Origin of the sequence: Halomonas sp. KM-1, from assembly GCF_000246875.1 — a bacterium.
Lineage (GTDB): Bacteria > Pseudomonadota > Gammaproteobacteria > Pseudomonadales > Halomonadaceae > Halomonas > Halomonas aerodenitrificans.
Genome location: NZ_BAEU01000127.1, coordinates 1 through 25,930, shown reverse-complemented (window position 1 = coordinate 25,930; position 25,930 = coordinate 1). Strand labels below are relative to the sequence as shown.

Annotated in this window: 22 protein-coding genes and 1 pseudogene; 19 read left to right on the top strand and 4 right to left on the bottom strand. The window is 65.4% G+C overall.

Translation table 11 applies throughout. The features are described from left to right. The first annotated feature begins 25 nt into the window (after nt 1-25). From B8115_RS15170 to B8115_RS15095, 17 genes and pseudogenes are all read left to right on the top strand, one after another. Nucleotides 26-976: a Gfo/Idh/MocA family protein gene (locus tag B8115_RS15170; protein ID WP_010628670.1), complete on the top strand. Its 951-nt coding sequence runs from the start codon at nt 26-28 to the stop codon at nt 974-976. An 8-nt stretch (nt 977-984) separates the two neighbouring features. Then, nucleotides 985-1,581: pseudogene (locus B8115_RS23755) on the top strand (acyltransferase); the annotation flags it as partial. A 69-nt stretch (nt 1,582-1,650) separates the two neighbouring features. After that, on the top strand, nt 1,651-2,736 hold the full coding sequence (locus B8115_RS23750; protein WP_026038152.1) for a DegT/DnrJ/EryC1/StrS aminotransferase family protein: 1,086 nt from the start codon (nt 1,651-1,653) through the stop codon (nt 2,734-2,736). 25 nt (nt 2,737-2,761) lie between these two features. Continuing rightward, nucleotides 2,762-4,207: a lipopolysaccharide biosynthesis protein gene (locus B8115_RS15160; protein ID WP_010628668.1), complete on the top strand. Its 1,446-nt coding sequence runs from the start codon at nt 2,762-2,764 to the stop codon at nt 4,205-4,207. Then, nucleotides 4,204-5,829 carry an asparagine synthetase B family protein gene (locus tag B8115_RS15155; protein WP_010628667.1) on the top strand — a complete coding sequence of 542 codons (1,626 nt, stop codon included), beginning with the start codon at nt 4,204-4,206 and terminating at the stop codon, nt 5,827-5,829. Before B8115_RS15160 ends, B8115_RS15155 begins: the two co-directional genes overlap by 4 nt. 3 nt (nt 5,830-5,832) lie before the next feature. Then, entirely contained in the window at nt 5,833-6,456 is a 624-nt protein-coding gene (locus B8115_RS15150; RefSeq protein ID WP_010628666.1) for a GNAT family N-acetyltransferase, read from the top strand. Between the two features lie 26 nt (nt 6,457-6,482). Next, the gene (locus B8115_RS15145; protein WP_010628665.1) at nt 6,483-7,409 is read left to right on the top strand and encodes a GNAT family N-acetyltransferase; all 927 of its coding nucleotides are present in this window, start codon (nt 6,483-6,485) and stop codon (nt 7,407-7,409) included. A gap of 5 nt (nt 7,410-7,414) precedes the next feature. Beyond that, nucleotides 7,415-8,854: a polysaccharide deacetylase family protein gene (locus B8115_RS15140; RefSeq protein WP_370542922.1), complete on the top strand. Its 1,440-nt coding sequence runs from the start codon at nt 7,415-7,417 to the stop codon at nt 8,852-8,854. An 18-nt stretch (nt 8,855-8,872) separates the two neighbouring features. Then, complete coding sequence (locus B8115_RS15135) at nt 8,873-10,213, top strand: hypothetical protein (protein ID WP_010628663.1); 1,341 nt, start codon at nt 8,873-8,875, stop codon at nt 10,211-10,213. After that, nucleotides 10,173-11,291, top strand: coding sequence for a glycosyltransferase family 4 protein (locus B8115_RS15130; protein WP_010628662.1), 1,119 nt, complete (start codon nt 10,173-10,175; stop codon nt 11,289-11,291). Before B8115_RS15135 ends, B8115_RS15130 begins: the two co-directional genes overlap by 41 nt. Before the next feature lie 26 nt (nt 11,292-11,317). Then, entirely contained in the window at nt 11,318-12,568 is a 1,251-nt protein-coding gene (locus B8115_RS15125) for a glycosyltransferase family 4 protein (RefSeq protein WP_010628661.1), read from the top strand. After that, complete coding sequence (locus B8115_RS15120; protein WP_010628660.1) at nt 12,565-13,164, top strand: sugar transferase; 600 nt, start codon at nt 12,565-12,567, stop codon at nt 13,162-13,164. The genes B8115_RS15125 and B8115_RS15120 overlap by 4 nt, the downstream gene beginning before the upstream one ends. Beyond that, complete coding sequence (locus B8115_RS15115; protein ID WP_010628659.1) at nt 13,157-13,873, top strand: acetyltransferase; 717 nt, start codon at nt 13,157-13,159, stop codon at nt 13,871-13,873. Before B8115_RS15120 ends, B8115_RS15115 begins: the two co-directional genes overlap by 8 nt. Further along, complete coding sequence (locus B8115_RS15110) at nt 13,873-15,054, top strand: DegT/DnrJ/EryC1/StrS aminotransferase family protein (protein WP_010628658.1); 1,182 nt, start codon at nt 13,873-13,875, stop codon at nt 15,052-15,054. The genes B8115_RS15115 and B8115_RS15110 overlap by 1 nt, the downstream gene beginning before the upstream one ends. A gap of 50 nt (nt 15,055-15,104) precedes the next feature. Continuing rightward, nucleotides 15,105-17,072, top strand: coding sequence for a nucleoside-diphosphate sugar epimerase/dehydratase (locus B8115_RS15105; protein ID WP_010628657.1), 1,968 nt, complete (start codon nt 15,105-15,107; stop codon nt 17,070-17,072). Nucleotides 17,073-17,370: 298 nt separating this feature from the next. Continuing rightward, a complete protein-coding gene (glmS, locus tag B8115_RS15100; RefSeq protein ID WP_010628656.1) occupies nt 17,371-19,221 on the top strand; it encodes a glutamine--fructose-6-phosphate transaminase (isomerizing) in 1,851 nt (616 codons plus the stop codon). A gap of 140 nt (nt 19,222-19,361) precedes the next feature. Then, the gene (locus B8115_RS15095) at nt 19,362-20,636 is read left to right on the top strand and encodes an O-antigen ligase (protein WP_010628655.1); all 1,275 of its coding nucleotides are present in this window, start codon (nt 19,362-19,364) and stop codon (nt 20,634-20,636) included. Here the strand turns inward: B8115_RS15095 and B8115_RS15090 are convergent. The 4 genes from B8115_RS15090 to B8115_RS15075 all read right to left on the bottom strand — a co-directional run bounded on the left by B8115_RS15090 (nt 20,624) and on the right by B8115_RS15075 (nt 24,097). Further along, a complete protein-coding gene (locus B8115_RS15090; protein ID WP_010628654.1) occupies nt 20,624-21,265 on the bottom strand; it encodes an alpha-ketoglutarate-dependent dioxygenase AlkB in 642 nt (213 codons plus the stop codon). The genes B8115_RS15095 and B8115_RS15090 overlap by 13 nt on opposite strands. 14 nt (nt 21,266-21,279) lie before the next feature. Continuing rightward, nucleotides 21,280-22,245, bottom strand: coding sequence for a LysM peptidoglycan-binding domain-containing protein (locus B8115_RS15085; RefSeq protein WP_083861859.1), 966 nt, complete (start codon nt 22,243-22,245; stop codon nt 21,280-21,282). Continuing rightward, the gene (locus B8115_RS15080) at nt 22,194-23,063 is read right to left on the bottom strand and encodes an acyltransferase (RefSeq protein WP_010628652.1); all 870 of its coding nucleotides are present in this window, start codon (nt 23,061-23,063) and stop codon (nt 22,194-22,196) included. The genes B8115_RS15085 and B8115_RS15080 overlap by 52 nt, the downstream gene beginning before the upstream one ends. Nucleotides 23,064-23,200: 137 nt before the next feature. Next, nucleotides 23,201-24,097, bottom strand: coding sequence for a LysR family transcriptional regulator (locus B8115_RS15075; protein WP_010628651.1), 897 nt, complete (start codon nt 24,095-24,097; stop codon nt 23,201-23,203). Between the two features lie 130 nt (nt 24,098-24,227). Here B8115_RS15075 and B8115_RS15070 point away from each other — a divergent pair, with 130 nt between their 5' ends. Together B8115_RS15070 and B8115_RS15065 are read left to right on the top strand one after the other, a co-directional pair. After that, entirely contained in the window at nt 24,228-24,929 is a 702-nt protein-coding gene (locus B8115_RS15070; protein WP_010628650.1) for a CoA transferase subunit A, read from the top strand. Between the two features lie 75 nt (nt 24,930-25,004). Then, entirely contained in the window at nt 25,005-25,664 is a 660-nt protein-coding gene (locus tag B8115_RS15065) for a CoA transferase subunit B (protein ID WP_010628649.1), read from the top strand. The last annotated feature ends 266 nt before the right edge of the window (nt 25,665-25,930 follow it).

The following is a 25,930-nucleotide window of genomic DNA, read 5'->3' as shown; positions in this document are numbered from 1 at the left end:
CATGTCCAACCCACAGGTAAACGCCATGAAATACTTCGCTCTGATCGGTGCTGCCGGCTATATCGCCCCGCGCCACATGAAGGCCATCAAGGAAACCGGCAACCACCTGGCCATGGCCTACGACGTCAATGACTCCGTCGGCATCATCGATTCGATATCGCCGGAGAGCGAGTTCTTCACCGAGTTCGAACGCTTCATCGAGAGCGCCTGGCAGCGCAAGCGTGACCCTTACACGGCGCTCGACTACGTCTCTGTGTGCTCGCCCAACCATCTGCACCACGCCCACATCGCCGCCGGCCTGCGACTGGGCTGCAACGTGATCTGCGAGAAGCCGCTGGTGCCCACTCCGGCGCTGCTCGACGAGCTGGAGAAGGTGGAGAAGGAGACCGGGCGCCGCGTGTTCAACATCCTGCAGCTGCGCCACCATCCGGCCATTCTCGAACTCAAGGAGCGAGTGACCACCACGCCCCGTGACGACAAGTACGACGTCGAGCTTACCTACATCACCTCGCGTGGCAAGTGGTACCACGAAAGCTGGAAGGGCGATCCGCGCAAGTCCTTCGGCGTAGCGACCAATATCGGCGTGCACTTCTTCGACATGCTGCATTACGTGTTCGGCGATCTCGAGCGCAACGTGGTGCACTACCTGGACGAGCAGCGTGCCGCGGGTTATCTGGAGTACCGCAAGGCGCGGGTGCGCTGGTTCCTCTCGATCGACAGCAACGACCTGCCGAGCAGCGTGCAGGGCGAACAGCGCACCTACCGTTCGATCCTCTGCGAAGGGCGTGAGATCGAGTTCTCGGGTGGCTTCACCGACCTCCACACCGTGTCCTATCAGGAGATCCTGGCCGGTCGCGGCTTTGGCCTCGACAGCGCCCGTCACTGCATCGAAACCGTCGATACCATTCGCAACGCGGTGCCGGAAATGCCGGTGCGCGGTGAAGCGCACCCCTGCCTCAAGCGCCATCTGATGTGAGGTGTGCCATGCAGACTCAAGCACAAGAGAACCGTTACCCCGGCGTGCAGATTCACTCCAGTGCAATCGTCGATGAGGGAGCGCAGATCGGTGAGTCGTCCTATGTCTGGCACTTCGTCCACGTATGCAGTGGGGCTCGCATCGGCCGCGGCGTATCGCTGGGGCAGAACGTCTTCGTCGGCAATCGGGTGGTCATCGGCGACGGTTGCCGGGTGCAGAACAACGTGTCGGTGTACGACAACGTCACTCTCGAGGCGGGCGTCTTCTGTGGCCCCAGCATGGTCTTCACCAACGTCTACAACCCGCGCTCGCAGGTCGAGCGCAAGAGCGAGTATCGCGACACCCTGGTGCGTGAAGGGGCGACCCTGGGCGCCAACTGCACCATCGTCTGTGGCGTGACCATCGGCCGCTACGCCTTTGTCGGGGCGGGGGCGGTAGTCAACCGCGACGTGCCCGACTTCGCCCTGATGCTGGGCGTGCCGGCCCGTCAGCAGGGCTGGATGAGCCGCCATGGCGAACGCCTGGAGCTGCCGTTGGAAGGTGAGGGTGAAGCGGTGTGTCCGCACACCGGCGATCGCTACCGGCTGCAAGGCGGCACGCTCACCTGTCTCCCGGCGCAGCAGGATGCCCCATCTACCGTTAAGGACAACGGACGCGTGAAGGACAACGGACGCATGGAATTCATCGACCTCAAGGCCCAGCAGGTGCGTATTCGTGAGCGCATCAACGCCGGCATCCGCAACGTGCTCGAGCACGGCAAGTACATTCTCGGTCCGGAAGTGGACGAGCTCGAGGCGAGGCTGGCCGATTACATCGGTGTGCGCCACTGCATCACCTGCGCCAACGGCACCGATGCGCTGCAGATCGCACAGATGGCGCTGGGGATTGCGCCCGGCGACGAGGTGATCACTCCCGGGTTCACCTACATTGCCACCGCCGAAACGGTCGCGCTGCTGGGCGCGCGTCCGGTCTACGTGGATGTCGACCCGCGCACCTACCTGCTCGATCCCGAGAAGCTCGAGGCGGCGATCACGCCGCGCACCCGTGCGATCATTCCGGTGTCGCTGTATGGCCAGTGTGCCGACATGGACGCCATCAACGAGATCGCCGCCCGCCACGGTATCCCGGTGATCGAGGATGGCGCCCAGAGCTTCGGTGCCACCTATCGCGGACGGCGCTCCTGCAGCCTGTCGAGCATTGCCACCACCTCGTTCTTCCCCAGCAAGCCGTTGGGCTGCTACGGCGACGGTGGGGCGCTGTTCACCGATGATGACGAGCTGGCCAAGGTGCTGCGCCAGATCGCGCGACACGGTCAAGGCCGACGCTATTACCACGTCAGGATCGGCATCAACAGCCGGCTGGATACGCTGCAGGCCGCCATCCTGCTGCCCAAGCTCGACATCCTCGACGAGGAGCTGCTGCTCAGGGAGCAAGTGGCCGAGCGCTATGGTCGCCTGCTGCAGCACCATGGTTTCACGGTGCCCCATGTGGCGCCCTACAACACCAGCGCCTACGCCCAGTACACGGTGGAGGTCGACGATCGCGAAGTGGTGATCGCGCGTCTGGCCGAGGCCGGCATACCTACCGCCGTGCACTATCCGATTCCGCTCAACAAGCAGCCGGCGGTGGCCGACCCGGGCGTCGACCTGCCGATCGGCAACCGGGCGTCGCGCCGCGTGATCAGCCTGCCGATGCATCCGTACCTCACGGCCGAGGATCAGCAGCGCATCGTCGCGGCGTTGGCAGAGGCGGTGGCGTGAGCCGTCGGTCAGGGAGAGAGATCACGTGCTGAATCGGCTCGTCGTACCGGCAAGGAAGCTACTGCCGACCCATGCCTTCGCCCGTGGCGTCAGTGTGCTGGTGGGAGGCACGGCAGGGGCGCAGCTGTTGACGCTGCTTGCCGCGCCGCTGTTGACCCGCCTCTACGCGCCGGAGGATTTCGGCCTGCTGGCGGTGTACGGAGGTTTGCTGGCGCTCTTTACCGTGGTTGCCAGCGGTCGCTACCAGCTGGCGATTCCGCTGCCCGAAACCGAGCGCGAGGCGTCGGCGGTGCTGGCGCTCAGCCTGCTGGTGGTGTGCTTGACCACCATGGTGTCGCTGCTGCTGGTGGCGCTGGGTGGCAGGGGATTGGCCGAGCTGTTGGGCGTACCTGCGTTGGCGCCGTGGCTGTGGTTGTTGCCGCTGGGTGTGGCCTTTGCCGGCGGTTATCAGGCCGTCAGCCACTGGGCGGTGCGCACGCGTGCCTTCTCGACCATTGCCGCGACCCGGATCAAGCAGTCCCTGGCGCTGCTGACCATTCAGCTCTTGGCCAGCCCGATGGGTGGGGCCGGGCTGCTGCTCGGTCATGCCGCGGGCCAGGGGGCAGGCACGCTGACGTTGGCGCGGCCGGCGCTGCGCGCGGTGCGCCAGCACGGCGTCACACCGAGAGAGGTGTGGGCGGTGGCACGGCGCTACTGCAAGTTTCCGCTGTTCTCCACCTGGTCGGGTCTGTTCAACACCTTGGGCAAACAGTTGCCGCCGCTGCTGTTCGCGGCCCTGTTCAGCCCGGTGGCGGCGGGGCTCTACGCCCTGGCACACCGTGTGTTGGCCATGCCCATGACGTTGATCGGCGAAGCCATAGGCAAGGTGTTCTTTGCCAGTGCCGCCGAGGCGCATCGCCGCGGCGAGCTGGGGGCGCTGGTCGCCAGGGTGCATGGCGTGCTGGCCCAGCTTGCCATGCCGGCGGCCATCGTTCTCGTGCTGAGCGGGCCGGAGCTGTTCGCACTGGTGTTCGGCGAGCGCTGGCGCGAGGCGGGCGAGTTCGCCCGCTGGATGGCGCCCTGGCTCTACATGGTGTTCATCACCTCACCGCTGAGCCATCTGTTCACGGTGCTCGAGCGTCAGGGGCAAGGGCTGATCTTCCAGACCGTTCTGCTCGTCGTGCGGGTGGCGGCCATCGCCACTGGTGCGGCGGCCAACGACCTGCTGCTGACGGTGGCGCTGTTCTCATTGGGCAGTGCCCTGTGCTGGATCGGCTTTCTCGCCTGGATTGCCCGGCTCACCGGCAATCGACCGGTCAGCCTGGCACTGTCCACGCTGACCGCGCTGCTGATGAGTCTGGCCCTGCTGGCGCCGCTGGTCGTCGTCGAGACGCTGGGGCCGGTCTGGCTGCCCTGGGGTGCCGCGCTGCTGCTCAGCGCCGCTCTGGTGGGAATTCGTTATCTCCTTCTGTTCCGTAAGGCGTACCAATGAGTTCGATACAGTGTCACTTCACTTCCCCCCGCTGGCAGGAGTGCGAGATCTCGGGAGGCCGCGGTTTCGTACGGGGCGCTGCCTGGCTGAACGGCCATTGTCTGTCTCCCGGCGGAGCGGTCAAGCAGCTCGATCAGGTGGAGGGAGTAGCCAGCTGGCGCAAGCGCATGAGCGATCTCAGCGGGTTCTACGCCATGGTGCGCCAGGTCGGCAATCACCTGGTGGCGGCCGTGGACCGCGTACGCTCGATCCCGCTGTTCTATGGGGTGGATGCCGGCAACGTCTTTCTCAGCGACGATGCCGACTGGGTCCGCCAGCAGGTCGGGGAAGAGCGGATCGATGCGGATGCCAGGGCCGATTTCGAGCTGGCCGGCTACGTGACCGGTGGCGATACCCTGTTTCGCCGCGTCAAGCAGCTGCGCGCCGGCGAAGCGCTGATCGTCAACGATTCCGACCTCGGCCTGACCCTCTCGTTGGAGCGCTACTTCCGCTTTCAGTACTACGGCATGTCGGACCGTGACGACAACCGGCGCTTGATCCGGCTCGAGGAGGTGGTCGACGAGGCCTGCGAGCAAATGGTCAGGATGGCGGGCGGGCGCACCATCGTCGTGCCCCTGAGCGGCGGTTACGACTCACGCCTCATTGCCACGCTGCTGGCGCGCTGCGAGTACCCCAAGGTGCTCACCTATGCCTACGGTCATCGCGACAATCGCGAAGCCAAGGTGAGCCGTGAGGTGGCACGTAGCCTGGGCCTGCCCTGGACCTTCGTCGAGTACAGCCAGTCGGCCTGGAGCGGCGTAGCCGACAGCGAGGAGTACTGGCGGTATCAGCAGTGGGCCTCAGGCTGGAACGCCATTGCCAACATGCAGGACTGGTTGGCCGTTAAGCTGCTGACCGAACAGGGCAAGGTCGAGCCGGGATCGCTGTTCGTGCCCGGCCACTGCTGTGTGACGGGCTTCCTGCTGTCGAGCGTGTTCGAGGCCAAGCGCGCGGGACGGCTGATGGAGGCCGGCGAGCTGAGTGAGGCGATTCGCCAGCGGCACTTCCTGCTCAACGCGAGCGAGGAGGGCAAGGCGCTCTTCGAGGAGCGCGTACTGCCCCGCCTGGCACAGGACTACACCCTGGACGAGGCGCTGGACCCCGACGAGTTCATTCGTCAGTTCATCCTCTTCGGCTGGCAGGAGCGACAGGCCAAATTCATCATCAATTCGGTGCGCTGCTTCGAGTTCTACGGCCATGACTGGTGGATGCCGCTCTACGAGCGGGACTTCATGGCCTTCTGGCAAGCGGTGCCCCGGCACTGGCTGGAGCGTCGCTCCGGGTATGTCACCTTCGTCGAGAATCTCTTCACTGAGGTCAGTGGGCACAGGGCGCCACTGGGCAACGCGTCTCAGCAGTCGCGGCAGAGCATGCGGGCCCGGCTGAGCCGGCTGGATGCTTTCCGTCGCGGCCCCGGCAGGCACATGAAGCGTCTGCTCAAGCGTATGGTTCCCGGCCTGGCCCAGGGCAATACGCTGGCATCCACCGGGCGCTTTCCGCCTGAGACCTTCGAGCGTCTGCGCTCCGAGGGTTACTCCCACAACGGGGTGGCGGCTCAGATGTTCCTCGAGAGGTTCGGCTGAGCCATGGCGTTCCATGCGTTGACCCGATACCTGCGCGTCGGCCTGGCCTCGGCTGGCCTGCTCGGTCGCAATCTCATCCAGGTTCGCCGTTACCGGGCCGTTCCTCTGCGCTGCCACGGGGCCTACCGGCTCTGCGGCATGAAGCGGGTGTATCTGGCTGAGGCGTTGTCGCTGTATGCCGAACTGCATGACGGCAAACCCCTCGATCTGCCCCGACGCTGGCTCTATCGCCTGGCGGGCGACCGCCTCGGTGTGGTGGCCCTGGACATCGAGGGGCGCGTGGTAGGGGCGGCCTTCTATGGCTTCACGCCTCGTGATCTGGCCGAGGGCAGGGTGCACTCGAGCTTCAGCGGGGTGCATCCGGCTCACCGTGGCCGTGGGCTCGCCACCGAGCTGCGGCGCAGCGCCATCCTGCATTTTCGCGACCACGGCGTGCGCGGTTACTCCGCACGTATTACTGCCGACAACATCGCGTCACTCAAGCCAAGCATGCGTCTCGGTTTTCGCATCGTCGAGCGTTATCACGATGCGGCAACTGGCGGGCAGCGCTTCTACCTGGTCTGCGACTTCGACGAGGACTATCGCGAAGCCGCGGCACCTGCCGCATCGCTCAAGACCGGGCCTTAGGCTGCGTACGAAAAGGAAAGCCGTACATGAGCAACGATCCTTTGTTTCATCCTGGATGGATCCGCTTCAACGAACAGCGCTGGAAGCTGAGCGCCGAGCCCTTGGTACTCACGCCCGAGAAGGGTGACGCCTGGCGCCTCGAGACGGTGCTCTATCGCAACCGGCAGGGGCGCCTGGTGACGCCGCCACGCAATCCGCATCTGCCGATCGACTTCCACTGCGCCAGTGAACGGCCTGCCTCGCGCAACCGGCGCAAGCGGCTGGCGCTGACGCGGCTGGCGGAACACCTGGAGCAGTGCGAATTCGGCGGCAGCCTGTCGCTCTCCTCGGTGGCGGACGACGTGCGCCCGTTCGAGTGGGCCAACATGGCGGCGCGGCCCCGGTACACCTACCACCTCGACATCGCCACCCGGGAGGAGGCCATCGATCCCAGCGCTCGCAAGAAGGCGCGCAAGTGCCGCCGGCTCGGCTATCGCTGCGAGGTGACCGAGGACTACGCCGCGGTGGCCGCATGCCTGGCCGGTCCGGAAGCGCGCAAGGGCTTCGACTATCGCCTCGACGTTGCGGAGCTGACGAGTCTGGCCGAGCTGATGGGGCCCGAGCACTTCGTCTGCTTCCTGGCGCGCAATGCCGAGGGCGAGGCGATGGGTACCCGGGTCTGCCTGTTCCAACCGGGCGGCCATGCCCTGGCCTGGTCGGCCGGCATGAAGACCGAGGCCATGAAGGATGGCGTGAACAACCTGGTGGCCGAGGAAGCGCTGGATTTCTTCGATCGCCAGGGGTGCAGTGTCTTCGATTTCATCGGCGCCAACATTGCACCGGTGGCGGAGATGAAGGAGGCCTGGGGTGGACGACTGGTGTGCCACTACTCGATCAGTCGACGAGGGATCCGTCAGTTGGCCCGTGAGGCATACGTCACGGCCCGCACAATGATGAAGAGGGAATCCAAGTGAACGAGATGACCGCACTCTACGACCGGAGTTCCCGGGCACGGCAGGGGGCCGCGCTGGAAGCCGCGCGTCTGCCGGAAGATTCGTCTGCCGCCGCTACTGCCGGCGAACCGGTACTGGCCTGGCTGGAGCAGGTTCTGCACGAGCGTTTCGGCCTGCCGCTGCGCCTGGAACGCGACGGCCCCGAGCGGCTTCACCTGCGCCACGTCGGCGAGCCAGGCCACATTCTGTTCGACCGCTTGCAGCCCGGGTTTTATCTGAGCGGCGTGGAGCTGCCCCATACCCAGTGGGATGCGGCAAGCGAAGGTTTCAGCGCCCCGCTGGACATGCCACTGCCGGCACCGGGAGCGGCCAGCCTGCCGCGCCCCCTCGTGGAGCCCATGACGGGCGGCCTGGCGATTCACTACGACATTCTCGGTCTGACCTTCTGGATGCTGTCGCGCCAGGAGGAGGTCGATGCCCAGGTACTCGACCGACATTGCCGTTTCCCTGCCAGCGCCTCCCATGCTGGCCGCCACGGCTACATCGAGCGGCCCGTGGTGGATGAATGGCTGGCCGTGCTGGGTCAGGTAATTCGCTGCCAATGGCCCCGGGCGGTGTTGCGCCAGCACTGCTTCACTCAGCGCCCGACCCACGATGTCGACCGCCCCAGCCGCTATGGCTTTGCCCATGACGTGCGTCTGGCGCGAGTGATCGCCGGCGACGTGCTGCGCAACCGTCGACCGCAGGCGCTGCTGGTGGCGCCATGGGTGCGCCTGCGCACCCGGCGTCGGCTGCACCCGCTGGACCCGCTCAATACCTTCGCCTGGCTGATGGACGTTTCCGAGCGACACGACCTGACCAGTGCCTTCTACTTCATTTGCGGACGCACCGACCCGCGCAAGGACGCCGACTACGAGCCGGAGCATCCGGCCATGCGCCACTTGATGCGGCAGATACACGAGCGCGGTCACGAGATCGGCCTGCATCCCAGCTATCACACCTTCCGCAACCCCAAGGAGCTGGCCAACGAAGCCGAGCGCCTGCGCCGGGTATGTGCCGAAGAGGGGATCGAGCAGGAGCAGTGGGGCGGTCGCATGCACTATCTGCGCTGGCAGATGCCGCTGACACTGCAGGGTTACGTTCAGGCGGAACTCGATTACGACACCACGCTGGGTTATGCCGAAGCGCCCGGGTTCCGCTGCGGCACCTGCTTCGAGTATCCCGCTTTCGATCCGGTCAAGGGCGAGCCGCTGCCGCTGCGTATCCGCCCGCTCATTGCCATGGAGGCCTCGGTGATCTCACCGCTCTACCTTGGGCTCGGCGTGGGTGAGGAGGCCTTCGAGTGCTTCAGCCGGCTCAAGGCCCGCTGCCGCGCGGTGGGGGGAACCTTCACTCTGCTGTGGCACAACTCGGAGCTGACCACGTCGGCCCAGCGGGCACTCTACCAGCGCGTGCTGGATGCTTGAGTATCCGGGGTAACGCTCATGATCCTTTCCGGTGATGCCCTGACCAAGCGTGTGTCGGCACTGGGTTTCTTCGTGCTCTTCCCTGGGTTCATCCTCTATCACACCCTGGTGGCGATGGGGATGATCCCGGCACTGCTGGGCGGTCTGTTCGGCGTGGTGTCGGTGATGCTGTTCGTCGTCTACTGCGCGCTGCTCTCTTCCCAGCTCCACGTGCTGCTGAGTGCGACCCGGGGTTATGCGCTGCTGACCTTCGCCTTCTTCGCCTATGTGCTGCTGTGGGCACTGGTCAACTTTGGCCTGGTGGGGGGCGGCATCATGCGTGCTGCGCTGATCCAGACCATCGAGACCCTGGTGCTGTGGCTGGTGCTGTTCATCATGGGGTACCGCGTGCCGCTGGATTCCCCGCGGCTGGCACGCGCCTTCTGGCTCGCCTTCGCACTGATCGCCGGCTACCTGCTGTTCCATGTGGCGACCACCGGCCAGTGGATGTTCTTTGCCCGGCGTATGGTCGAGGAGGGCGGCGAGAATGTCTCCACCTATCAGGGCTATGCGCGCAGCGCCCTGGTGCTGCTGGTGTTCCTGATCGCGATCAGCGAGCGAGCCGTGGTCCGGGCCGGACTGATCGTGCTCGGGGCCTTCGTCATGTTCGTGCTGGGAGCGCGCTCGGAGCTGTATTCCTTCCTTGCGCTGACGCTGGTGCTGCTGCTGCTGTGGGCGGGCATGAGCGTCAAGTACATGCTGACCCTGCTGGCCGTCATCGCCGCCCTGATCGCCCTGGTGGTCAGCCAGTTCGAGGCGCTGGCGGGGAGTCGCCAGCTGCAGGTGCTCGACCTGTCGGGTACCAGTTCCTGGCTGGCGCGCCAGAACCTGGGGCAGCGCGCCAGCGAGCAGATACTGGCCAACCCTTTGCTGGGCCGCTTCGGCGGCCACATCAGATCGCCCGAAATCACCGGCGGCTATGCCCACAGCATGATCTCGGCCTGGGTCAACTACGGCCTGCTGGGCTTCGTGCTCTACCTAGGCCTTACCGTGAGTGCCTTCGTCGGTGCGACCTATCGCCTGCTTTTCGTCGGCGCGCGGGATGCCCGGTGGGTGTTCGCCTTCTCCATCAACTTCGTCTGCCTGCTGCTGATCGTACTGGCCAAGCCGGTTTTCTGGCCATTGCCCGCGCTGGGCTGGGGCGCCTTCGCCAATGCCCTGGTCACTTCGCGTCAGCGGCAGAGCAGTGATGCCACGCAGCAGGCCGGGCCAGCCGGCACTCGCCGTGGCGCACCGGGGCAGCATGACGCTGCCAGGGATTCACAAGGATGCAACGACAATGAAAGTGGTACATCTGACCTCCGCCCATCCGCGCTTTGATACCCGTATCTTTCACAAGCAGTGCCGCTCGCTGGCCGCAGCCGGCTATTCGGTGACGCTGGTGGTGGCCGACGGCGAGGGAGACGAGGAGCGGGACGGCGTCTCCATCGTCGACGTAGGCAAGCTGCCCGGACGCCTCAATCGCGTGGTCAAGACCACGCAGCGCGTCCTCGAGCAGGCCAGGCAGCTGGATGCCGATATCTATCATCTGCACGATCCCGAGCTGATGCCGGTCGGGCGACGCCTCAAGCGACAGGGCAAGTGTGTGGTCTACGACGCCCACGAAGACTTGCCGCGTCAGATGCTGGCCAAGCACTACCTGAACAAGTTCACACGGCACGTGCTGTCCCGCGGTGTCGAGACCTACCAGCGTCGGGTGTGCCGGCACTTCGATGCGGTGGTGGCGGCAACGCCCTACATTCGTGACCGCTTCGAGGAGTTCCATCCCCAGGTCGTCGACGTCAACAATTTTCCCATGCAGGGCGAACTCGACGGGGCGCCCGATGCACGCCTGACCTCCGCCGTCGGTGAGGCGCCGGCCGTCTGTTACGTCGGCGGTATTGCCGAGGTGCGTGGCATACGCGAACTCGTGCGTGCCATGGAGAGGGTCGAGCAGGAGTGCCGCCTGCAGCTCGCCGGCGATTTCAAGCAGCTCTCTCTCGAGCAGGAGGTGATGACCTATGCCGGCTGGGCGCGGGTGGAGGCCCACGGCTATCTCGACCGTGCCGGCGTGCGCCGGGTCATGGCCGGCTCCATCGCCGGGCTGGTGACCCTGCATCCGATCATCAACTACCTCGATGCCTTGCCGGTGAAGATGTTCGAGTACATGAGCGCCGGTCTGCCGGTGATCGCTTCCGACTTCCCCCTGTGGCGGGAGATCGTCGAGGGCAGCGACTGCGGCATCTGCGTCGATCCTCTCGACCCTGAGGCGATCGCCGAGGCCATCGACTTCATCGTGACCCATCCCGAGCGCGCCCGGGAAATGGGACGCAACGGCCAGCGGGCCGTCGCCGAGCGTTACAACTGGCAGCAGGAGGAACGCAAGCTGCTGGACACCTACCTCACTCTTTCCCGCTGATCTCTTTCCCGCTAACTGAGGATGGCATGAAACACGTCTGGATCCTGAATCACTATGCCAAGCATCCCGGTGCGGCCGGCGGCGCTCGTCACTATCAACTGGCCCGTCATTTACCCGACCAGGGCTGGCACGCCACGCTGATCGCCTCGAGCGTCGACCACCCCAGCGGCGAGCAGCGTCTCCACGAGGATGAGCGTTGGCGGGTGGAAAACTGCGGTGAAGTGCGCTTCCTGTGGCTGCGCACTTCCAGCTACCGCGGCAATGGCGGTGGACGCATGAAGAACATGCTGGAGTACGCCTGGCAGGCGGTACGGCCTTCGCGCCTGGCAGAGCTGGAGCGCCCCGACCTGATCATCGGCTCTAGCGTGCATCCTTTCGCCGCCCTGGCGGGCTGGTGGCTGGCTCGTCGCCACCGGGTGCCGTTCGTGTTCGAGGTGCGCGACCTGTGGCCGCAGACGCTGATCGACATGGGTCGCCTGCGCGAAGGGGCGCTGCTGACCCGGGCGCTGCGCGCGCTGGAAACCTTTCTCTATCGCCGTGCCCGCCGCGTGCTGACCCTGTTGCCCCGGGCGGTGGACTACATCGCTCCGCTGGGCGTGCCGAAGGAGCGCGTGGAGTGGCTCTCCAACGGGGTCGACCTGGCCGACTTTCCCGATCCCGGTCCGCCGGTTGCGCGGCCACGCGAGGTGCCGCTGACGCTGATGTATTTCGGCAGCCATGGCGAGGCCAACGGACTCTCGCACTTGCTGGAGGCAATGGCGATCGTCAAGCGGGATGCCAGCGGTGACGCCGTGCCGGTTCGACTGCGCCTGATCGGCGAAGGACCGGCCAAGCAGGCGCTGATACGTCAGGCCGGCTCGCTCGGGCTCGACGGGCGCTGGGTGAGCTTCGAGCCGCCGGTGGCCAAGCGCGAGATTCCGGCCCTGGCCAGCGAGGCCGACGCCTTCGTCATTACCGTGCGCGACCTGCCCAGGCTGTATCGCTTCGGTATCAGCATGAACAAGCTGTTCGACTACATGGCTGCGTCCCGCCCGGTGATCATCGCCTCGGCGGCGGTCAACGACCCGGTGGCCGACGCCGGCGCGGGCATCACGGTGCCGCCGGAGGATCCGCTGGTGCTGGCCGAGGCGATCAAGCGCCTGGCGGCGCTGCCGGCCGAGGAGCGGGCCCGCATGGGGCGGGCAGGGCGGGCGCACATGGAAGCCGTCTACGACTACCGGATCCTGGCCGAGCGTCTGGCCGACATCATGAACGACGTCATGGATGAAAAACGATGAAGCGACTGTTCGATATCGTGGTTTCTCTGCTGGCTCTGATCCTGCTCTCCCCGGTCATGCTGGTCGTGGCACTGCTGGTGCGTCTCAAGCTCGGTGCGCCGGTGCTGTTCCGGCAGACCCGGCCGGGGCTCCACGGACGTCCTTTCGAGATGGTCAAGTTCCGCACCATGCTCGATGCGGTGGACGACAGCGGTCAGCCGCTGCCCAACGCCCAGCGCATGACCCGGCTGGGCAGCGTGCTGCGGGCCACCAGCCTCGACGAGCTGCCGGAGCTGTGGAATGTGCTCAAGGGCGACATGAGCCTGGTTGGACCGCGTCCGCTGCTGATGGAGTATCTGCCGCTCTATACGCCTCGCCAGGCCCGCCGCCATGAGGTGCGTCCGGGGGTGACCGGCTGGGCTCAGATCAATGGCCGCAATGCGCTCAGCTGGGAACAGAAGTTCGAACTCGACGTGTGGTACGTCGACAACCGCTCGCTGTGGCTCGACCTGCGCATCCTGCTGCTGACCGTAAAGAAGGTGCTGGTACGCGAGGGCATCGCCCACGACGGCGATGTCGCCATGCCCAGATTTCGTGGAGGGAGTCATCATGAGTAATCGCCGTCGCCTGGCCATTCTCGGTGCCAGCGGTCATGGCAAGGTCGTGGCCGACATTGCCATCCAGAGCGGTTGGCAGGATCTGACCTTCTATGACGATGCCTGGCCACGCATGACCCGGCACGAGCACTGGGAAGTGCGTGGCACCCTGCCCATGCTGCTGCACGATCTGCCCGGTTTCGATGGGGTGATCGTGGCCATCGGCCACAACGGCATTCGCGAGGCCAAGCTCGAGGCATTGCTGGCCCATGGCGCCCGGGTGGTCTCGCTGGTGCATCCACGCGCCACGGTCAGCCCTCTGGCCAAGCTGGGGCCCGGCTGCGTGGTGGTGGCAGGGGCCGTCATCAACGCCTTTGCCTCGCTTGGTGAAGGTTGCATCGTCAACACCTGCGCCAGCGTGGGGCACGACTGCCGGCTGGCGGCCTGTGTGCATGTCGCACCGGGCGCCAACGTGGCCGGCGACGTCGAGATCGGGCGTACCAGTTGGATCGGCGCCGGCGCCGCGGTACGCCAGGGCATGAACATCGGTGAAGGCGTGATGGTGGGCGCCGGAGCGGCAGTGGTCGCCGACGTCGGTGACCGCCAGGTGGTCGGTGGGGTGCCGGCGCGTCCGCTTTCGCCATCCTCGGCTGAGGCTGGTGCCGATCCTCTCTCCGACACCTCGAACGTACTTCGCCTGAACCTGCCTTCATCCCAAGGAAGACCGTAATGCTCAATGGACCTTTTTCCCCCTGGCCGGCCTTCTCCCAGGAAGAGGCCGATGCGGTGGCCCGCGTGCTGCTTTCCAATCGGGTCAACTACTGGACCGGCAGCGAATGTCGCGACTTCGAGCGCGAATTCCGGCGTTTCGCCGACAGCGAATACGCCATCGCCGTGGCCAACGGTACCGTGGCGCTCGACCTCGCCCTGTACGGGCTCGGCATCGGCGAGAGCCCTGACGACGAGGTAATCGTCACCTCGCGAACCTTCCTGGCATCGGTTTCGAGCATCGTCATGGCCGGGGCCAGGCCGGTATTCGCCGACGTCGATCGCGATTCGCAGAACGTGACCGCCGCCAGCGTAGCCGAGAAGATCACGCCGCGTACCCGGGCCATCGTTGCCGTTCACCTGGCCGGCTGGCCCTGTGAAATGGATGAGCTGATGGCGCTGGCGGAGGAGCACGACCTGTACGTGATCGAGGACTGCGCTCAAGCCCACGGCGCGCGCTACCGCGGGCGCAGCGTAGGCAGCATCGGTCATGTGGGCTGTTGGTCGTTCTGTCAGGACAAGATCATGTCCACCGGCGGCGAGGGCGGCATGGTCACTACCAGCGATGCCGAGCTGTGGCAGCGCATGTGGGCCTTCAAGGATCACGGCAAGAGCTGGGAGGCAGTCTACGAGCGTGAGCACCCGCCCGGTTTTCGCTGGCTGCACGAAAGTTTCGGCACCAACTGGCGGCTCACCGAGATGCAGGCCGCCATCGGTCGCATCCAGCTCGACCGCATGTCCCGCTGGAAGGCGGCGCGACAGGCCCACGCCGGCCGTATCTGGCAGGCCGCGGCCAACTGCAAGGCGCTGCGTGTGCCCGAGATTCCCGCCCATTGCGAACATGCGGCCTACAAGTGCTACGTCTTCGTCGAGCCGCAGCGGCTGGCGCCGGGCTGGGACCGCGATCGCATCATGGCGGAGATCAATGCCGCCGGAGTGCCGTGCTTTTCCGGCTCCTGCTCGGAGGTGTACAGGGAAAAGGCATTCGATGGTACCGGCTGGCGCCCCGAGCGACCGCTGGCCGTCGCGCGTGAACTTGGCGAGACCAGCCTGATGTTCCTCTGTCACCCGACCCTGAGGGAGGCGGAGATCTCGCGAACCTGTGCGGTGCTGGAAGACGTGATGGCCAAGGCAACCGCCTGAGGCATCGGAATCACGCGGGCGTACCATGCCCGCGGTCATGGAGAGACGTCATGCGAAACCTGCTGCAATCCCTGTTCCGCCTGCCGCGTCGTCAGAAGCGCACCATCCAGTTGATGGTGGACTGCATACTGATCGCGGCGAGCTTTCTGCTGGCCATGCTGCTGCGCCTGGAGAGCTGGACGCCTCTCTTCGAAGCGAGCACCTGGGTGGCGCTGTTGGTGCTGATTCCGCTGAGCCTGGCGATCTACGTCAGGCTGGGCTTCTATCGTGCGGTGATCCGCTATCTCGGGCCCAAGGCGATTCGCGCGGTGGTGATCGGGGTGGTGGTCTCGGCGCTGTCGCTGGCGCTGGCGAGCTACCTGTTCGCCCTGGGGATTCCGCGCAGCGTGCCGTTCATCTACGCCATGCTGGCGCTGTTGACCATCGGTGGGGTGCGTTTCGGTCTGCGTGCCATGTACCTGCGAAGTCAGATTCGCCACAAGCCGCGGGTGGTGATCTACGGTGCCGGCTCGGCGGGGCGTCAGTTGGCGGCGTCGCTCAACCACGGTCAGGAGTACCTGCCGATCGCCTTCGTCGACGATGCGCTGAGCCTGCAGAACACCTACATCGAAGGGCTCAAGGTCTATCCGCCGCGCCAGCTCGGCTATCTGGCCGATACCTACGGCGCCGAGCGCGTGCTGCTGGCCGTGCCCAGCGCCAGTCGGGCGCGGCGTCGTGAAATCCTGGCCGAGCTCGAGCCTCAGGGCTTCCCGGTGCAGACGATTCCCGGCGTGGTCGACATGGTCACCGGACGCGCCCGCATCAGCGAGGTGCGCGACGTGGCGGTGGAGGATCTGTTGGGACGTGATCCGGTGCCGCCCAATCCCACCCTGATGGATGCCAACATTCGCGGCAAGGTCGTGCTGGTGACCGGCGCGGGCGGCTCCATCGGCTCCGAGCTGTGTCGTCAGATCCTGCGGCACGCTCCCGGACGCCTGCTGCTGCTCGATATCTCCGAGTTCGCGCTCTACCGCATCGAGCAGGATCTGCTGGGCATTGCCGCCGAGGAGGGGCTCGAGGTGCGCGTCGAGGCGCTGATGGGCTCGGTGCAGCACCGTCAGCGTCTGACCACCGTGATGAAGGCCTATGAAGTGCAGACGGTCTATCATGCCGCGGCCTACAAGCACGTGCCGATGGTGGAGCACAACGTGGTCGAGGGGGTGCAGAACAATGTCTTCGGCACGCTCTCGGCGGCGCGCTCGGCGATTGATGCCGGGGTCGAGACCTTCGTACTGGTCTCCACCGACAAGGCGGTGCGACCGACCAACGTGATGGGCACCACCAAGCGCCTGGCCGAGCTGGTCTGTCAGGCCTTCGCCCGACAGCAGGAGGCCACTCGCTTCTGCATGGTGCGTTTCGGCAACGTGCTGGGCTCCAGCGGCTCGGTAGTGCCGCTGTTTCGCCAGCAGATCCAGGCCGGCGGGCCGATCACCGTGACGCACCCGGACATCACGCGCTTCTTCATGACCATTCCCGAGGCGGCTCAGCTGGTGATCCAGGCCGGGGCCATGGCCCGTGGCGGCGATGTGTTCGTGCTCGACATGGGCGAGCCGGTGCGCATCGCCGATCTGGCGCGGCAGATGGTCCGCCTGTCGGGGCTCAAGGTGCGCGACGAACGCAATCCCGACGGCGACATCGCCATCGCCTACAGCGGACTGCGGCCGGGGGAGAAGCTCTACGAGGAGCTGCTGGTGGGCGACGACGTCGCTGCCACCTCGCATCCGCGCATCATGACCGCTCAGGAAGTGTTCTGGGAGTGGCCGCGTCTCGAGAACTTCCTCGACCGCTTGTTCGAGGCATGCCGCAACTTCCACCACGACGGCATTCGGCGCTTGCTGCTCGAAGCGCCCACGGCCTACCGCCCGGAGGGCGGCATCGTCGATCTGGTATGGCTGGAGAAGCGCCGCCGCGAAGTGCTGGAGCCGGTGTCGAGCGCGGCGGTAACCCCGCTGCGACCGGTGCTCGAGCGCCATAAGTAACAGGTTTGTCTGGGGCCGTCGGACCGGGATGTCCGGCGGCTGGCCTTCATCGCAGCCGCTGCATCGCAGCGCTAAGGAAACACTGCACAAATGCCTGCGCGAGCGAATCACTGCGTTGCGCGGTGCCGAAGCGTCGGACCGTCAGAATCCTCACATATACCCCATATGCTCCGGTTCTTGTGCTCCGTGCGCCTTGTGCTTCATCTCGCTCGTCGATTTGTTCAGCGCTTCCCTAAGTCAATTAGCCCTGGTCAGTGCCCGCGATTGCTGGGCGGGGCGCCTTCATGGAGAAAAGAACATGTGTGGCATCGTAGCTGCCGTGGGTACGGACAACGTCCTGCCCATTCTGATGGAAGGACTCAAGCGCCTCGAGTATCGAGGTTACGATTCGGCGGGCGTCGCCCTGGTGGAAGCGCCCGGCAAGTTGGGACGAGCCCGTGAGGTGGGCAAGGTAGCGGCGCTGGAGCGGTTGCTCACGGCCGCACCTTTGACCGGCATGGCCGGCGTGGCCCACACCCGCTGGGCGACCCATGGCGAGCCGAGCCAAGACAATGCGCACCCCCACGTGTCGGGGCGTGTCGCCGTGGTGCACAACGGCATCATCGAGAACCATCAGGCGCTCAAGGCCGAGCTGTTGGCCGATGGTTACGTCTTCACTTCCGCCACCGATACCGAGGTGGTGGCGCACCTGGTCGAGCGCGAGCTGAAGGCCCGAGGCGAGCTGCTGGCCGCGGTCGACGCCGTGGTGGCGCGTCTCGAAGGTGCCTACGCCCTGGGAGTGATCGATGCCGACAGGCCCGATCGTGTCGTCGGTGCGCGGCATGGCAGCCCTTTGGTGGTCGGCATTGCCGAGCAAGGGTGCTACCTGGGCTCCGACCCCCTGGCGCTGCTCAAGGTGACCGACCGCTTCATCTACCTGGAGGACGGCGATCTGGTGGAGGCCACCCGCGAAGGCTGTGTCGTGCACGAGCTCGATGCGGCGGGCCGGCGCCGGCCGGTGGTGCGGGAAGTACTGCGCTACGAACACGATGACATGGTGGCAGGTAAGGGCGAGTTCGAGCACTACATGCTCAAGGAGATTCACGAGCAGCCGGTTGCCGTGGCCAACGCGCTGGAAGGCCGGCTGGGCAGCGACCGGGTGCTGGTCGAAGCCTTCGGTCCGCGGGCGCGTACGCTACTGAGCGAAGCCCGTCAGATCCACCTGGTGGCCTGCGGCACCAGCTATCATGCCGCCATGGTAGCGCGCTACTGGATCGAATCCCTTGCCGGCGTTCCCTGTCAGGTGGAGATTGCCTCCGAGTATCGCTACCGCGACGTGGCGGCACCGCCCGGGACCCTGCTGTTGACGCTCTCCCAGTCGGGGGAGACCGCCGACACCCTGGCCGCGCTGCGCCATGCTTGCAAGTGTCGCCCGGACCGCTACATCGGGGCACTATCGATCTGCAACGTGCCGGGCAGTTCGCTGGTGCGCGAGTCCGATCTCAGCCTGATGACCCATGCCGGGCCCGAGATCGGAGTGGCGTCGACCAAGGCCTTCACCACCCAGCTGACCTCGCTGATGCTGGTAGCGCTGGGCTTGCGTCAGCTGCGTGGGGGCGATGAGGAACTGACCGCCAGAATCGTTCATCATCTGCGTTATTTGCCCACACTGCTCGGCGATACGCTCAAGCTCGAAGGCGAGATCGCCAGCCTGGCCAAGCGCTTCTCCGATTACCGCCATACCCTGTTCCTGGGGCGGGGCGCACAGATGCCCATCGCCATGGAGGGGGCGCTGAAGCTCAAGGAGATCTCCTACATTCACGCCGAGGCCTATGCGGCGGGTGAACTGAAGCACGGTCCGCTGGCGTTGATCGATGCCAGCATGCCGGTGGTGGCGCTGGCGCCCAAGGACGAACTGCTCGAGAAGCTCAAGTCCAACTTGCAGGAGGTGCGTGCCCGCGGTGGCCAGCTGCTGGTGTTTGCCGACCCGGAAAGCGGCTTGGAGCAGGGCGATGGCATGACGGTGGTGAAGGTGCCCGGTTGCTGTCGTTTCCTGGCGCCGATTGCCTATACCGTGCCGCTGCAGCTGCTCGCCTACCATGTGGCGGTGGCGCGTGGCACCGACGTGGACCAGCCCCGTAACCTGGCGAAATCCGTTACCGTGGAATAAACGACGCCATGGGGTGCGCCATTCTCTATTCTGAGAGATGACGTGTTCCGAGAGGTGGCGTGGTGGTCGGCGCCGGGGAGGCCAGGAGGGCCTGACCCCGGCGCCGCTGACGGCAGTGCATCCACGGACGAGCTTTTGCCATGATCGAAAACGATTCCTATCGACCGCTGTCCGGTGGCTTGCCGCGACAGGCGAAAATGCAATGTCTGGCCTGGCTCGGGGCCGCGGCCATGCTGCTGTTGGGGGCAGGGCTGCTGGTGCTGCCTTGGGTGACCCTGGTCGGGGTGCCGCTGCTGTTGCTGGCAGCGGCCTGGCTCGCCGCCGAGAAACAGATCGAGGCCTTCCCGCAACGGGAGGATCTGTTGCTGGTCCTGGCCTTGAGCGCTCAGGGTCTGGTCTGGATCGGCATGCTGCTGGTACACGGCGAGGGCGCCGAGGGGCTGGCCGATGCCTGGCCTTTCGCGCTTGGCCTGATCGTGCTGGTGGCCTTGTCCCGGGTACGGGTGGCAGCCACCTGGCTGTGGGGCGGTCTGGCGCTGGGCAGTTTGGCAGCCGGGAGCTGGGCGGCGTGGCAGCGGATCATCGAGCGCACCTCCCGGGCCGACGGGCATGAGCCGTTGCATGCCATTCTGTTCGGCAACCTGGGCTTGTTGATGGGGTTGCTGTGTCTGGCGGGGCTGAGCTGGTCATTTGCCCGCCGCGAGCGCTGGCCCTGGTCGCTGTTGCTGATTGCCGGCGGCCTGGCGGGGTTGATCACCTCGGCCCTGTCCGGTTCCCGTGGCGGTTGGATCGGTCTGCCGTTGGCCATCTGGGTGCTCTATCGTGGGCATGGCCGGCGCCTCCCGCTGAGCTGGCGCATGACGTTGATGGCGGCGCTGGTGACCCTGCTGGGCAGTCTCTACGTGATGCCGCAGACCGGTGTCGCCTCGCGGGTCGACAATGCCGTCACCAGTCTGCGTCACTATGTGGCGGGCGATGACGACATGAACTCGGTCAGCGCCAGACTCGAAATGTGGCGGGGTTCGTCGCAATTGATCCTGGAGCGGCCGCTGATGGGCTGGGGTTCCAGCGGCTACCAGATCGCCATGTGGGAACGGGGCGCCGAAGGGATGCAGCATCCTTCGCTGGCGCGCCACTGGCACGCCCACAACGAGGTGCTGGATGCCTGGGTCAAGCGCGGCGTGCTCGGGCTCCTTGCTCTGCTGGGTCTCTACTTCACTCCCCTGTGGCTGTTCGCCCGTGGAGTGGGGGCCGGCTCGGGGGAGCGCCGCGCCCTGGCCGTGGCGGGCACGCTGGTGCCGGTGGCGTTCATCGATTTCGGTTTGACCTACTGCTTTCTGGCATACCCTGCTGGAAGCCTGATCTACGCCCTGTTGATTGCCACGCTATGGGGGCTTTACCGTCAGGCGCGCTGATCGTCTGTTGAAGCGTCTCCGGCCGGTGCCAGGATCTGGCGGAAGGTCAGGCTGATGCGCAGCCCGGGAATGCGCCGGGGCAACAGCGCATGCTGCAGGTGACTCTGACAGCCGGGCCCCATGACCAGCAGGCTGTCGTGGGGCAGCCAGACGTTGAATGGCTCGCCTTCACCCCGCTTCCAGCGAAAGCGCAGCGGCCTCTCGGCGCCCAGCGAGAGGGCGGCGATGACGGGCTGGCGCCCCAGCTCCGGCTCGTCGTCGCTGTGCCAGCCCATGCGCTCATGACCATCCTCATAGCGGTTCAACAGTACGCTGTTGAAGCGTACCCTCAATCCCAGTTCCTCCAGCAGAGTGGCGACCCTGTCGCGTAGCGCCGCTACCCTGGGGTGCCAGGGTTCGGGCTGGAAATCTCGCCCGGAATAGCGATAGCGGGCTTCGCTATCGCCCATCCATACCTGGCTGCGCGGTATCGGATGTTCGCGACCGTACAGCTTCAAGGCAGGACGCTGCCAGGCCAGCTCGCTGTCCAGTGTCGCGAGCGCCCGGTCGGCTTCGGATTCGCCGAGCACACCCTGGCAACGGTACAGGGCGGGTGATGCCGTGAGCCGTTGCCATTCCGCCGTCGTCATCTCTCCTGGCTCTCCTAGCGCAGTACCCGACGGGGGTCGATGGGCTTGCCGCCGAGGCGCATGTCGAACAGCAGGTCGAAACGCTCCGTGGCATTGCTGAAACCGACATCGCACAGCGGTGTGCCCCGCGTGACGCGAGCGCCGTCTGCTACCAGCACGTTGTCGCACAGGGCATAGACGCTCTGCAGGTTGTCGGCGTGGTGCACGATCACCACGCGGCCGAGCTGGCGCATGCTGCCGGCGAAGCGTACGTCGCCGTCCGCCACTGCCTTGGCCTGCGCGCCGCGGTTCGTGGCCAACAGCATCGGCTGCAGGGTGCCGTGATTGTCGGCGCCGTAGGCGCGCACGATGCGATAGTCATCCAGCGGCCAGGGCCAGTTGCGCGCCGAAGAGGGAATGTTGCCGGTAGCGGGTGGCGGCGGTGTGGAAGTCGGCGCCGGGGCGCTGGCACTGCTCGGACGGCTGGCCGCCGCACCCGACGAGCTCGCTGTAGCCGCGGCGCCGCCGCGCAGCGGTACCTGGATGACCTGGCCTACCCGCAGCCGCGTCGGCTCCACCCCGGGGTTGGCGGACTGGATACGTGCCGGCGTGGTGCCGAAGCGTCGGGCCACGGCCGAATAGGTGTCGCCGGGACGAATCTGGTAACGATAGGGGCCACCCGAGGGGGCGCGCTCCTGCTGGGTGGGAATCAGCAGGCGCTGACCCACCGCCAGGCGGTTGGGATTGACGTCGGGATTGAAGCGTTGCAGACGGGCCAAGGGCACGTCGGCGCGTGCCGCAATGCTGCCCAAGGTATCGCCGCGCTGAACCACGACCCAACCGCCAGAGATGCCTGGAGTGTCGCTGCGTTGGGGATCGCTGCTGCGCTGAACGCTGCCGCTGGGCGAGGCGCAGCCGGCCAGGAGCAATGACAGAGTGCAGAGCAGTGTCAGCGCGAATCGAGCGCCTGGTCTTTTTCCTGCCACAGGGCGTTCAGCCATGTATGGAAGCGTTCCTTGTAGTGCGGGTCGTCATGGTAACGGCTGTCGAGCATCCATTCGGGGACGTCGAGACGTCGGGCATCGAGCGTAATCCGGCCTTCGCGGCCGCACAGGAAGCCCCAGAAGGTCGGCTGGGGATTCTCGTAGTGCAGCGTGACGTCGAGGATACCGTCGAGCTGTTCGCCCAGGTGGCTCAGCACCTGGGCGATACCGCCGGCCTTGGGGCGAAGCAGGTGGCGGAATGGGCTATTTTGCGCGTCACGCTTGGCCGGGGTAAATCGGGTACCTTCAACGAAGTTGAAGATCGCCAGTGGCATCTCGCGAGCTCGCTTGCACATCAGTTCGGTGGCCTTGCGGTCGATGTCGGCGAGCTGCGGGCGACGCGCGATCTGCTCGCGGCTGTAGCGGCGCATGAAAGGGTATTCGAGTGCCCACCAGGCAAGGCCGACGATGGGAATCCAGATGAGCTGCTGCTTGAGGAAGAAGCGCGGCATGGGAATGCGCCGGTGCAGCACCATCAACAGCATGAAGATATCGGTCCAGCTGCGGTGATTGGAGATCACCAGCCAGCGCTGCTCGGGCGACAGCCCTTCGGGAAGGGTCGCATCGAGCTGCGGCTTCAGCCAGTGGCGCATCCACCACAGGTTGCAGCCGATCCAGTTCAGCGCCACGCCATTCAAACCGCGTAGTACGATCAGGCGCAGCGGACGAGTCGGGGTGATCAGCTTGAGCAGGGTCAACAGAATCAGGGGAATCGACCAGAACAGGGTGGTGATCACCAGCAGCAGTACGCTGATTGGCCCTTTGAGGGGCGCCATACCTGACTCCTTGACCTTGGGAAGCATTGCACAAATGACTGCGCGAGCGAATCGCTCGGCGATTTGTTCAGCGCTTCCCTTGTGTGACGGTTAGGCGCACATGCTAATGGATCGTGCCGATGCTGCCCAGCCATACATTATGTGGGGGGCGACTCGCACAGCGTCGTCTGCAGCACTTCATGCAGCGCCCGTGCGGCGGTGGAGAGCTCCTGTCCGGCGCCCAGTACGATACCCACGGTGCGCCGGATCTGCGGCTCGAACAGCGGCACGCAGCGTGCGCCGAGCTCATGCATCTGTTCGCGGCACAGCGAGGGCACGGCGCTGACGCCGAGTCCGCTTGCCACCATGCGACCCACCGTGGCCAGTTGATGGCTCTCGAACGCCACCGGCAGTTCGGACTGCTGTCTGGCCAGCGCCTGCTCCAGCAGGATGCGCACCATGGAAGGGCGTTGCAGGGTGATGAAGTCATGGGCCAGCAGTGCCTTCCAGTCGACCGACTCGGCTTCTGCCAGGGGCGAATCGGGCGGCAGCACGGCGACGAAGGTGTCGTCGAACAGCGGCAGGAAGTCGATGCCTTCGCGAGTCTCGGGCTCGAAGGCGATGCCGAGCTCGACCTGGCGTTGGCGCACCATGTCGATCACCTGCTCGTTGATCACGTCATGCACGGTCACGTTGACCCGGGGGAAGCGCAGCCGGAAGCGGCGCAATGCCCGCGGTAGCCGATTGCAGGCGATGGAAGGCATGGCGGCCAGTGCCACCCGCCCGAGTTGCAGCGTGAAACGCTGGCGCAGCAGCTCCTCGGCGTTGTCCCAGTCGGCCAGCAGGCGCTTGGCCAGAGGCAGCAGGGTCTCGCCTTCGGGGGTCAGCCTTACGCTGCGCGTGCTGCGAATCAGCAGCGGACCGCCCAGGGTCTCCTCGAGCCCCTTGATGGCCAGGCTCAATGCCGGCTGTGACAGGTGGAGTCGCTCGCAGGCCTGAGTGAAACTGAGCGTCTGGGCCACGGCCAGGAAGGCGCGCAGCTGTTTGATGGTCATGTCGTGCTGCCTATTTTATAAGCTATACATATCAATCGATAAAAAAAACAAACTTAACAAATATATTGGCGGGGTCAACACTGGTCAGGTACTTTCATTTCACCACTTCACAACAAGACGAGGCTTTGCGATGTCAGGTTTCGACAAGCGCGTGTATTCCTACGAAGAAGCGATGGACGGCATCGAAAGCGGCATGACCGTGGTTGCCGGCGGCTTCGGCCTGTGCGGGATCCCGGAAAACCTGATTGCCGAGGTCAAGCGTCGCGGCGTCAAGGATCTCACCGTCATCTCCAACAACTGCGGCGTCGACGGCTTCGGCCTGGGCCTGCTGCTGGAAGACAAGCAGATCAAGCGCTTCTACGCCTCCTACGTCGGCGAGAATGCCCTGTTCGAGCAGCAGATGCTCAACGAAGAGATCGAAGTGATCCTGACCCCCCAGGGCACCCTGGCCGAGAAGATGCGCGCCGGCGGCGCCGGGATTCCTGCCTTCTACACGGCAACCGGCTACGGCACGCCGATCGGTGAGGGCAAGGAGGTGCGCGAGTTCAACGGTCGCCATTACATCCTCGAGGAGGCGTTCCACGCCGATTTCGCCATCGTCAAAGGCTGGAAGGCCGACCGCTACGGCAACGTGGTGTATCGCGATACGGCGCAGAACTTCAACCCGCTGGCCGCTACCTGCGGCAAGATCACCGTGGTGGAGGTCGAGGAGATCGTCGAGCCGGGTGAGCTGCGCCCCGACCAGATCCATACGCCGGGTATCTACGTCGACCGCATCATCCAGGGCACTTTCGAGAAGCGTATCGAGAAGCGCACGGTGCGCGAGGGCTGAGCCCGCCACCGCAGCAGCCGACAGTAACCGGCATCGAACGTATCGCTTCTCCACCGAACACAAGAGGCAAACAAGATGGCACTGACTCGCGAACAGATGGCACAGCGCGTGGCACAAGAGCTCAAAGACGGTTTCTACGTCAACCTGGGTATCGGTATTCCCACGCTGGTGGCCAATTACGTACCGGACGGCATCGACGTGATGCTGCAATCGGAAAACGGCCTGCTCGGCATGGGGCGCTTCCCCACCGAGGACGAGGTCGATCCGGACATGATCAATGCCGGTAAGCAGACCGTGACGGCCCGCCCTGGTGCGGCCATCTTCAACTCCGCAGAATCTTTTGCCATGATCCGTGGCGGCCATGTCGACCTGACCGTGCTCGGCGCCTTCGAGGTGGATCAGGAGGGCAACATCGCCTCGTGGATGGTGCCCGGCAAGCTGATCAAGGGCATGGGCGGCGCCATGGATCTGGTGGCAGGTGCCGAGAACATCATCTGCACCATGACCCATGCCTCCAAGCACGGCGAATCCAAGCTGCTCGAGAAGTGCACGCTGCCGCTGACAGGCGCCGGTTGCATCAACCGCGTGCTCACCGACCTCGCTTACCTGGAGATCGAGAACGGCGCCTTCGTCCTCAAGGAGCGCGCCCCGGGAGTGAGCGTGGAAGAGATCGTCGAGAAGACCGCTGGCAAGCTGATCGTGCCTGACCACGTGCCGGAAATGACCTTCGACTGACGCGCCAGCGGCCCAGCAACGTACACGAGCCGATCGGCGATGCCGGTCGGTCCGGCTGAGGCACCAAGGCCCGAGCCCTCATTCAGAGCTCGGGCCTTTCCATTACTGGGGGGTGATGAATTTATGACCAGCCTGAGCGAAGCGCGCCGCTATCGGAATGTAGCTGCTTGTCACACTGTCTTGCACAGCGTTATCCACAATTTCTGTGGATAACGCGGGCGGCCCTCAGGTGATCTCGCAACGTGTGTGGTGGGGCAGCAGGAGTT

Coding starts and splice junctions, on each gene's coding strand:
- B8115_RS15065 (WP_010628649.1), top strand. CDS start 25,005: ATGGCACTGACTCGCGAACAGATGGCACAGCGCGTGGCACAAGAGCTC.
- B8115_RS15115 (WP_010628659.1), top strand. CDS start 13,157: ATGAGTAATCGCCGTCGCCTGGCCATTCTCGGTGCCAGCGGTCATGGC.
- B8115_RS15150 (WP_010628666.1), top strand. CDS start 5,833: ATGGCGTTCCATGCGTTGACCCGATACCTGCGCGTCGGCCTGGCCTCG.
- B8115_RS15070 (WP_010628650.1), top strand. CDS start 24,228: ATGTCAGGTTTCGACAAGCGCGTGTATTCCTACGAAGAAGCGATGGAC.
- B8115_RS15090 (WP_010628654.1), bottom strand. CDS start 21,265: ATGACGACGGCGGAATGGCAACGGCTCACGGCATCACCCGCCCTGTAC.
- B8115_RS15095 (WP_010628655.1), top strand. CDS start 19,362: ATGATCGAAAACGATTCCTATCGACCGCTGTCCGGTGGCTTGCCGCGA.
- B8115_RS15105 (WP_010628657.1), top strand. CDS start 15,105: ATGCGAAACCTGCTGCAATCCCTGTTCCGCCTGCCGCGTCGTCAGAAG.
- B8115_RS15135 (WP_010628663.1), top strand. CDS start 8,873: ATGATCCTTTCCGGTGATGCCCTGACCAAGCGTGTGTCGGCACTGGGT.
- B8115_RS15080 (WP_010628652.1), bottom strand. CDS start 23,063: ATGGCGCCCCTCAAAGGGCCAATCAGCGTACTGCTGCTGGTGATCACC.
- B8115_RS15170 (WP_010628670.1), top strand. CDS start 26: ATGAAATACTTCGCTCTGATCGGTGCTGCCGGCTATATCGCCCCGCGC.
- B8115_RS15145 (WP_010628665.1), top strand. CDS start 6,483: ATGAGCAACGATCCTTTGTTTCATCCTGGATGGATCCGCTTCAACGAA.
- B8115_RS23750 (WP_026038152.1), top strand. CDS start 1,651: ATGGAATTCATCGACCTCAAGGCCCAGCAGGTGCGTATTCGTGAGCGC.
- B8115_RS15085 (WP_083861859.1), bottom strand. CDS start 22,245: ATGGCTGAACGCCCTGTGGCAGGAAAAAGACCAGGCGCTCGATTCGCG.
- B8115_RS15125 (WP_010628661.1), top strand. CDS start 11,318: ATGAAACACGTCTGGATCCTGAATCACTATGCCAAGCATCCCGGTGCG.
- B8115_RS15130 (WP_010628662.1), top strand. CDS start 10,173: ATGAAAGTGGTACATCTGACCTCCGCCCATCCGCGCTTTGATACCCGT.
- B8115_RS15155 (WP_010628667.1), top strand. CDS start 4,204: ATGAGTTCGATACAGTGTCACTTCACTTCCCCCCGCTGGCAGGAGTGC.
- glmS (WP_010628656.1), top strand. CDS start 17,371: ATGTGTGGCATCGTAGCTGCCGTGGGTACGGACAACGTCCTGCCCATT.
- B8115_RS15075 (WP_010628651.1), bottom strand. CDS start 24,097: ATGACCATCAAACAGCTGCGCGCCTTCCTGGCCGTGGCCCAGACGCTC.
- B8115_RS15110 (WP_010628658.1), top strand. CDS start 13,873: ATGCTCAATGGACCTTTTTCCCCCTGGCCGGCCTTCTCCCAGGAAGAG.
- B8115_RS15120 (WP_010628660.1), top strand. CDS start 12,565: ATGAAGCGACTGTTCGATATCGTGGTTTCTCTGCTGGCTCTGATCCTG.
- B8115_RS15140 (WP_370542922.1), top strand. CDS start 7,415: ATGACCGCACTCTACGACCGGAGTTCCCGGGCACGGCAGGGGGCCGCG.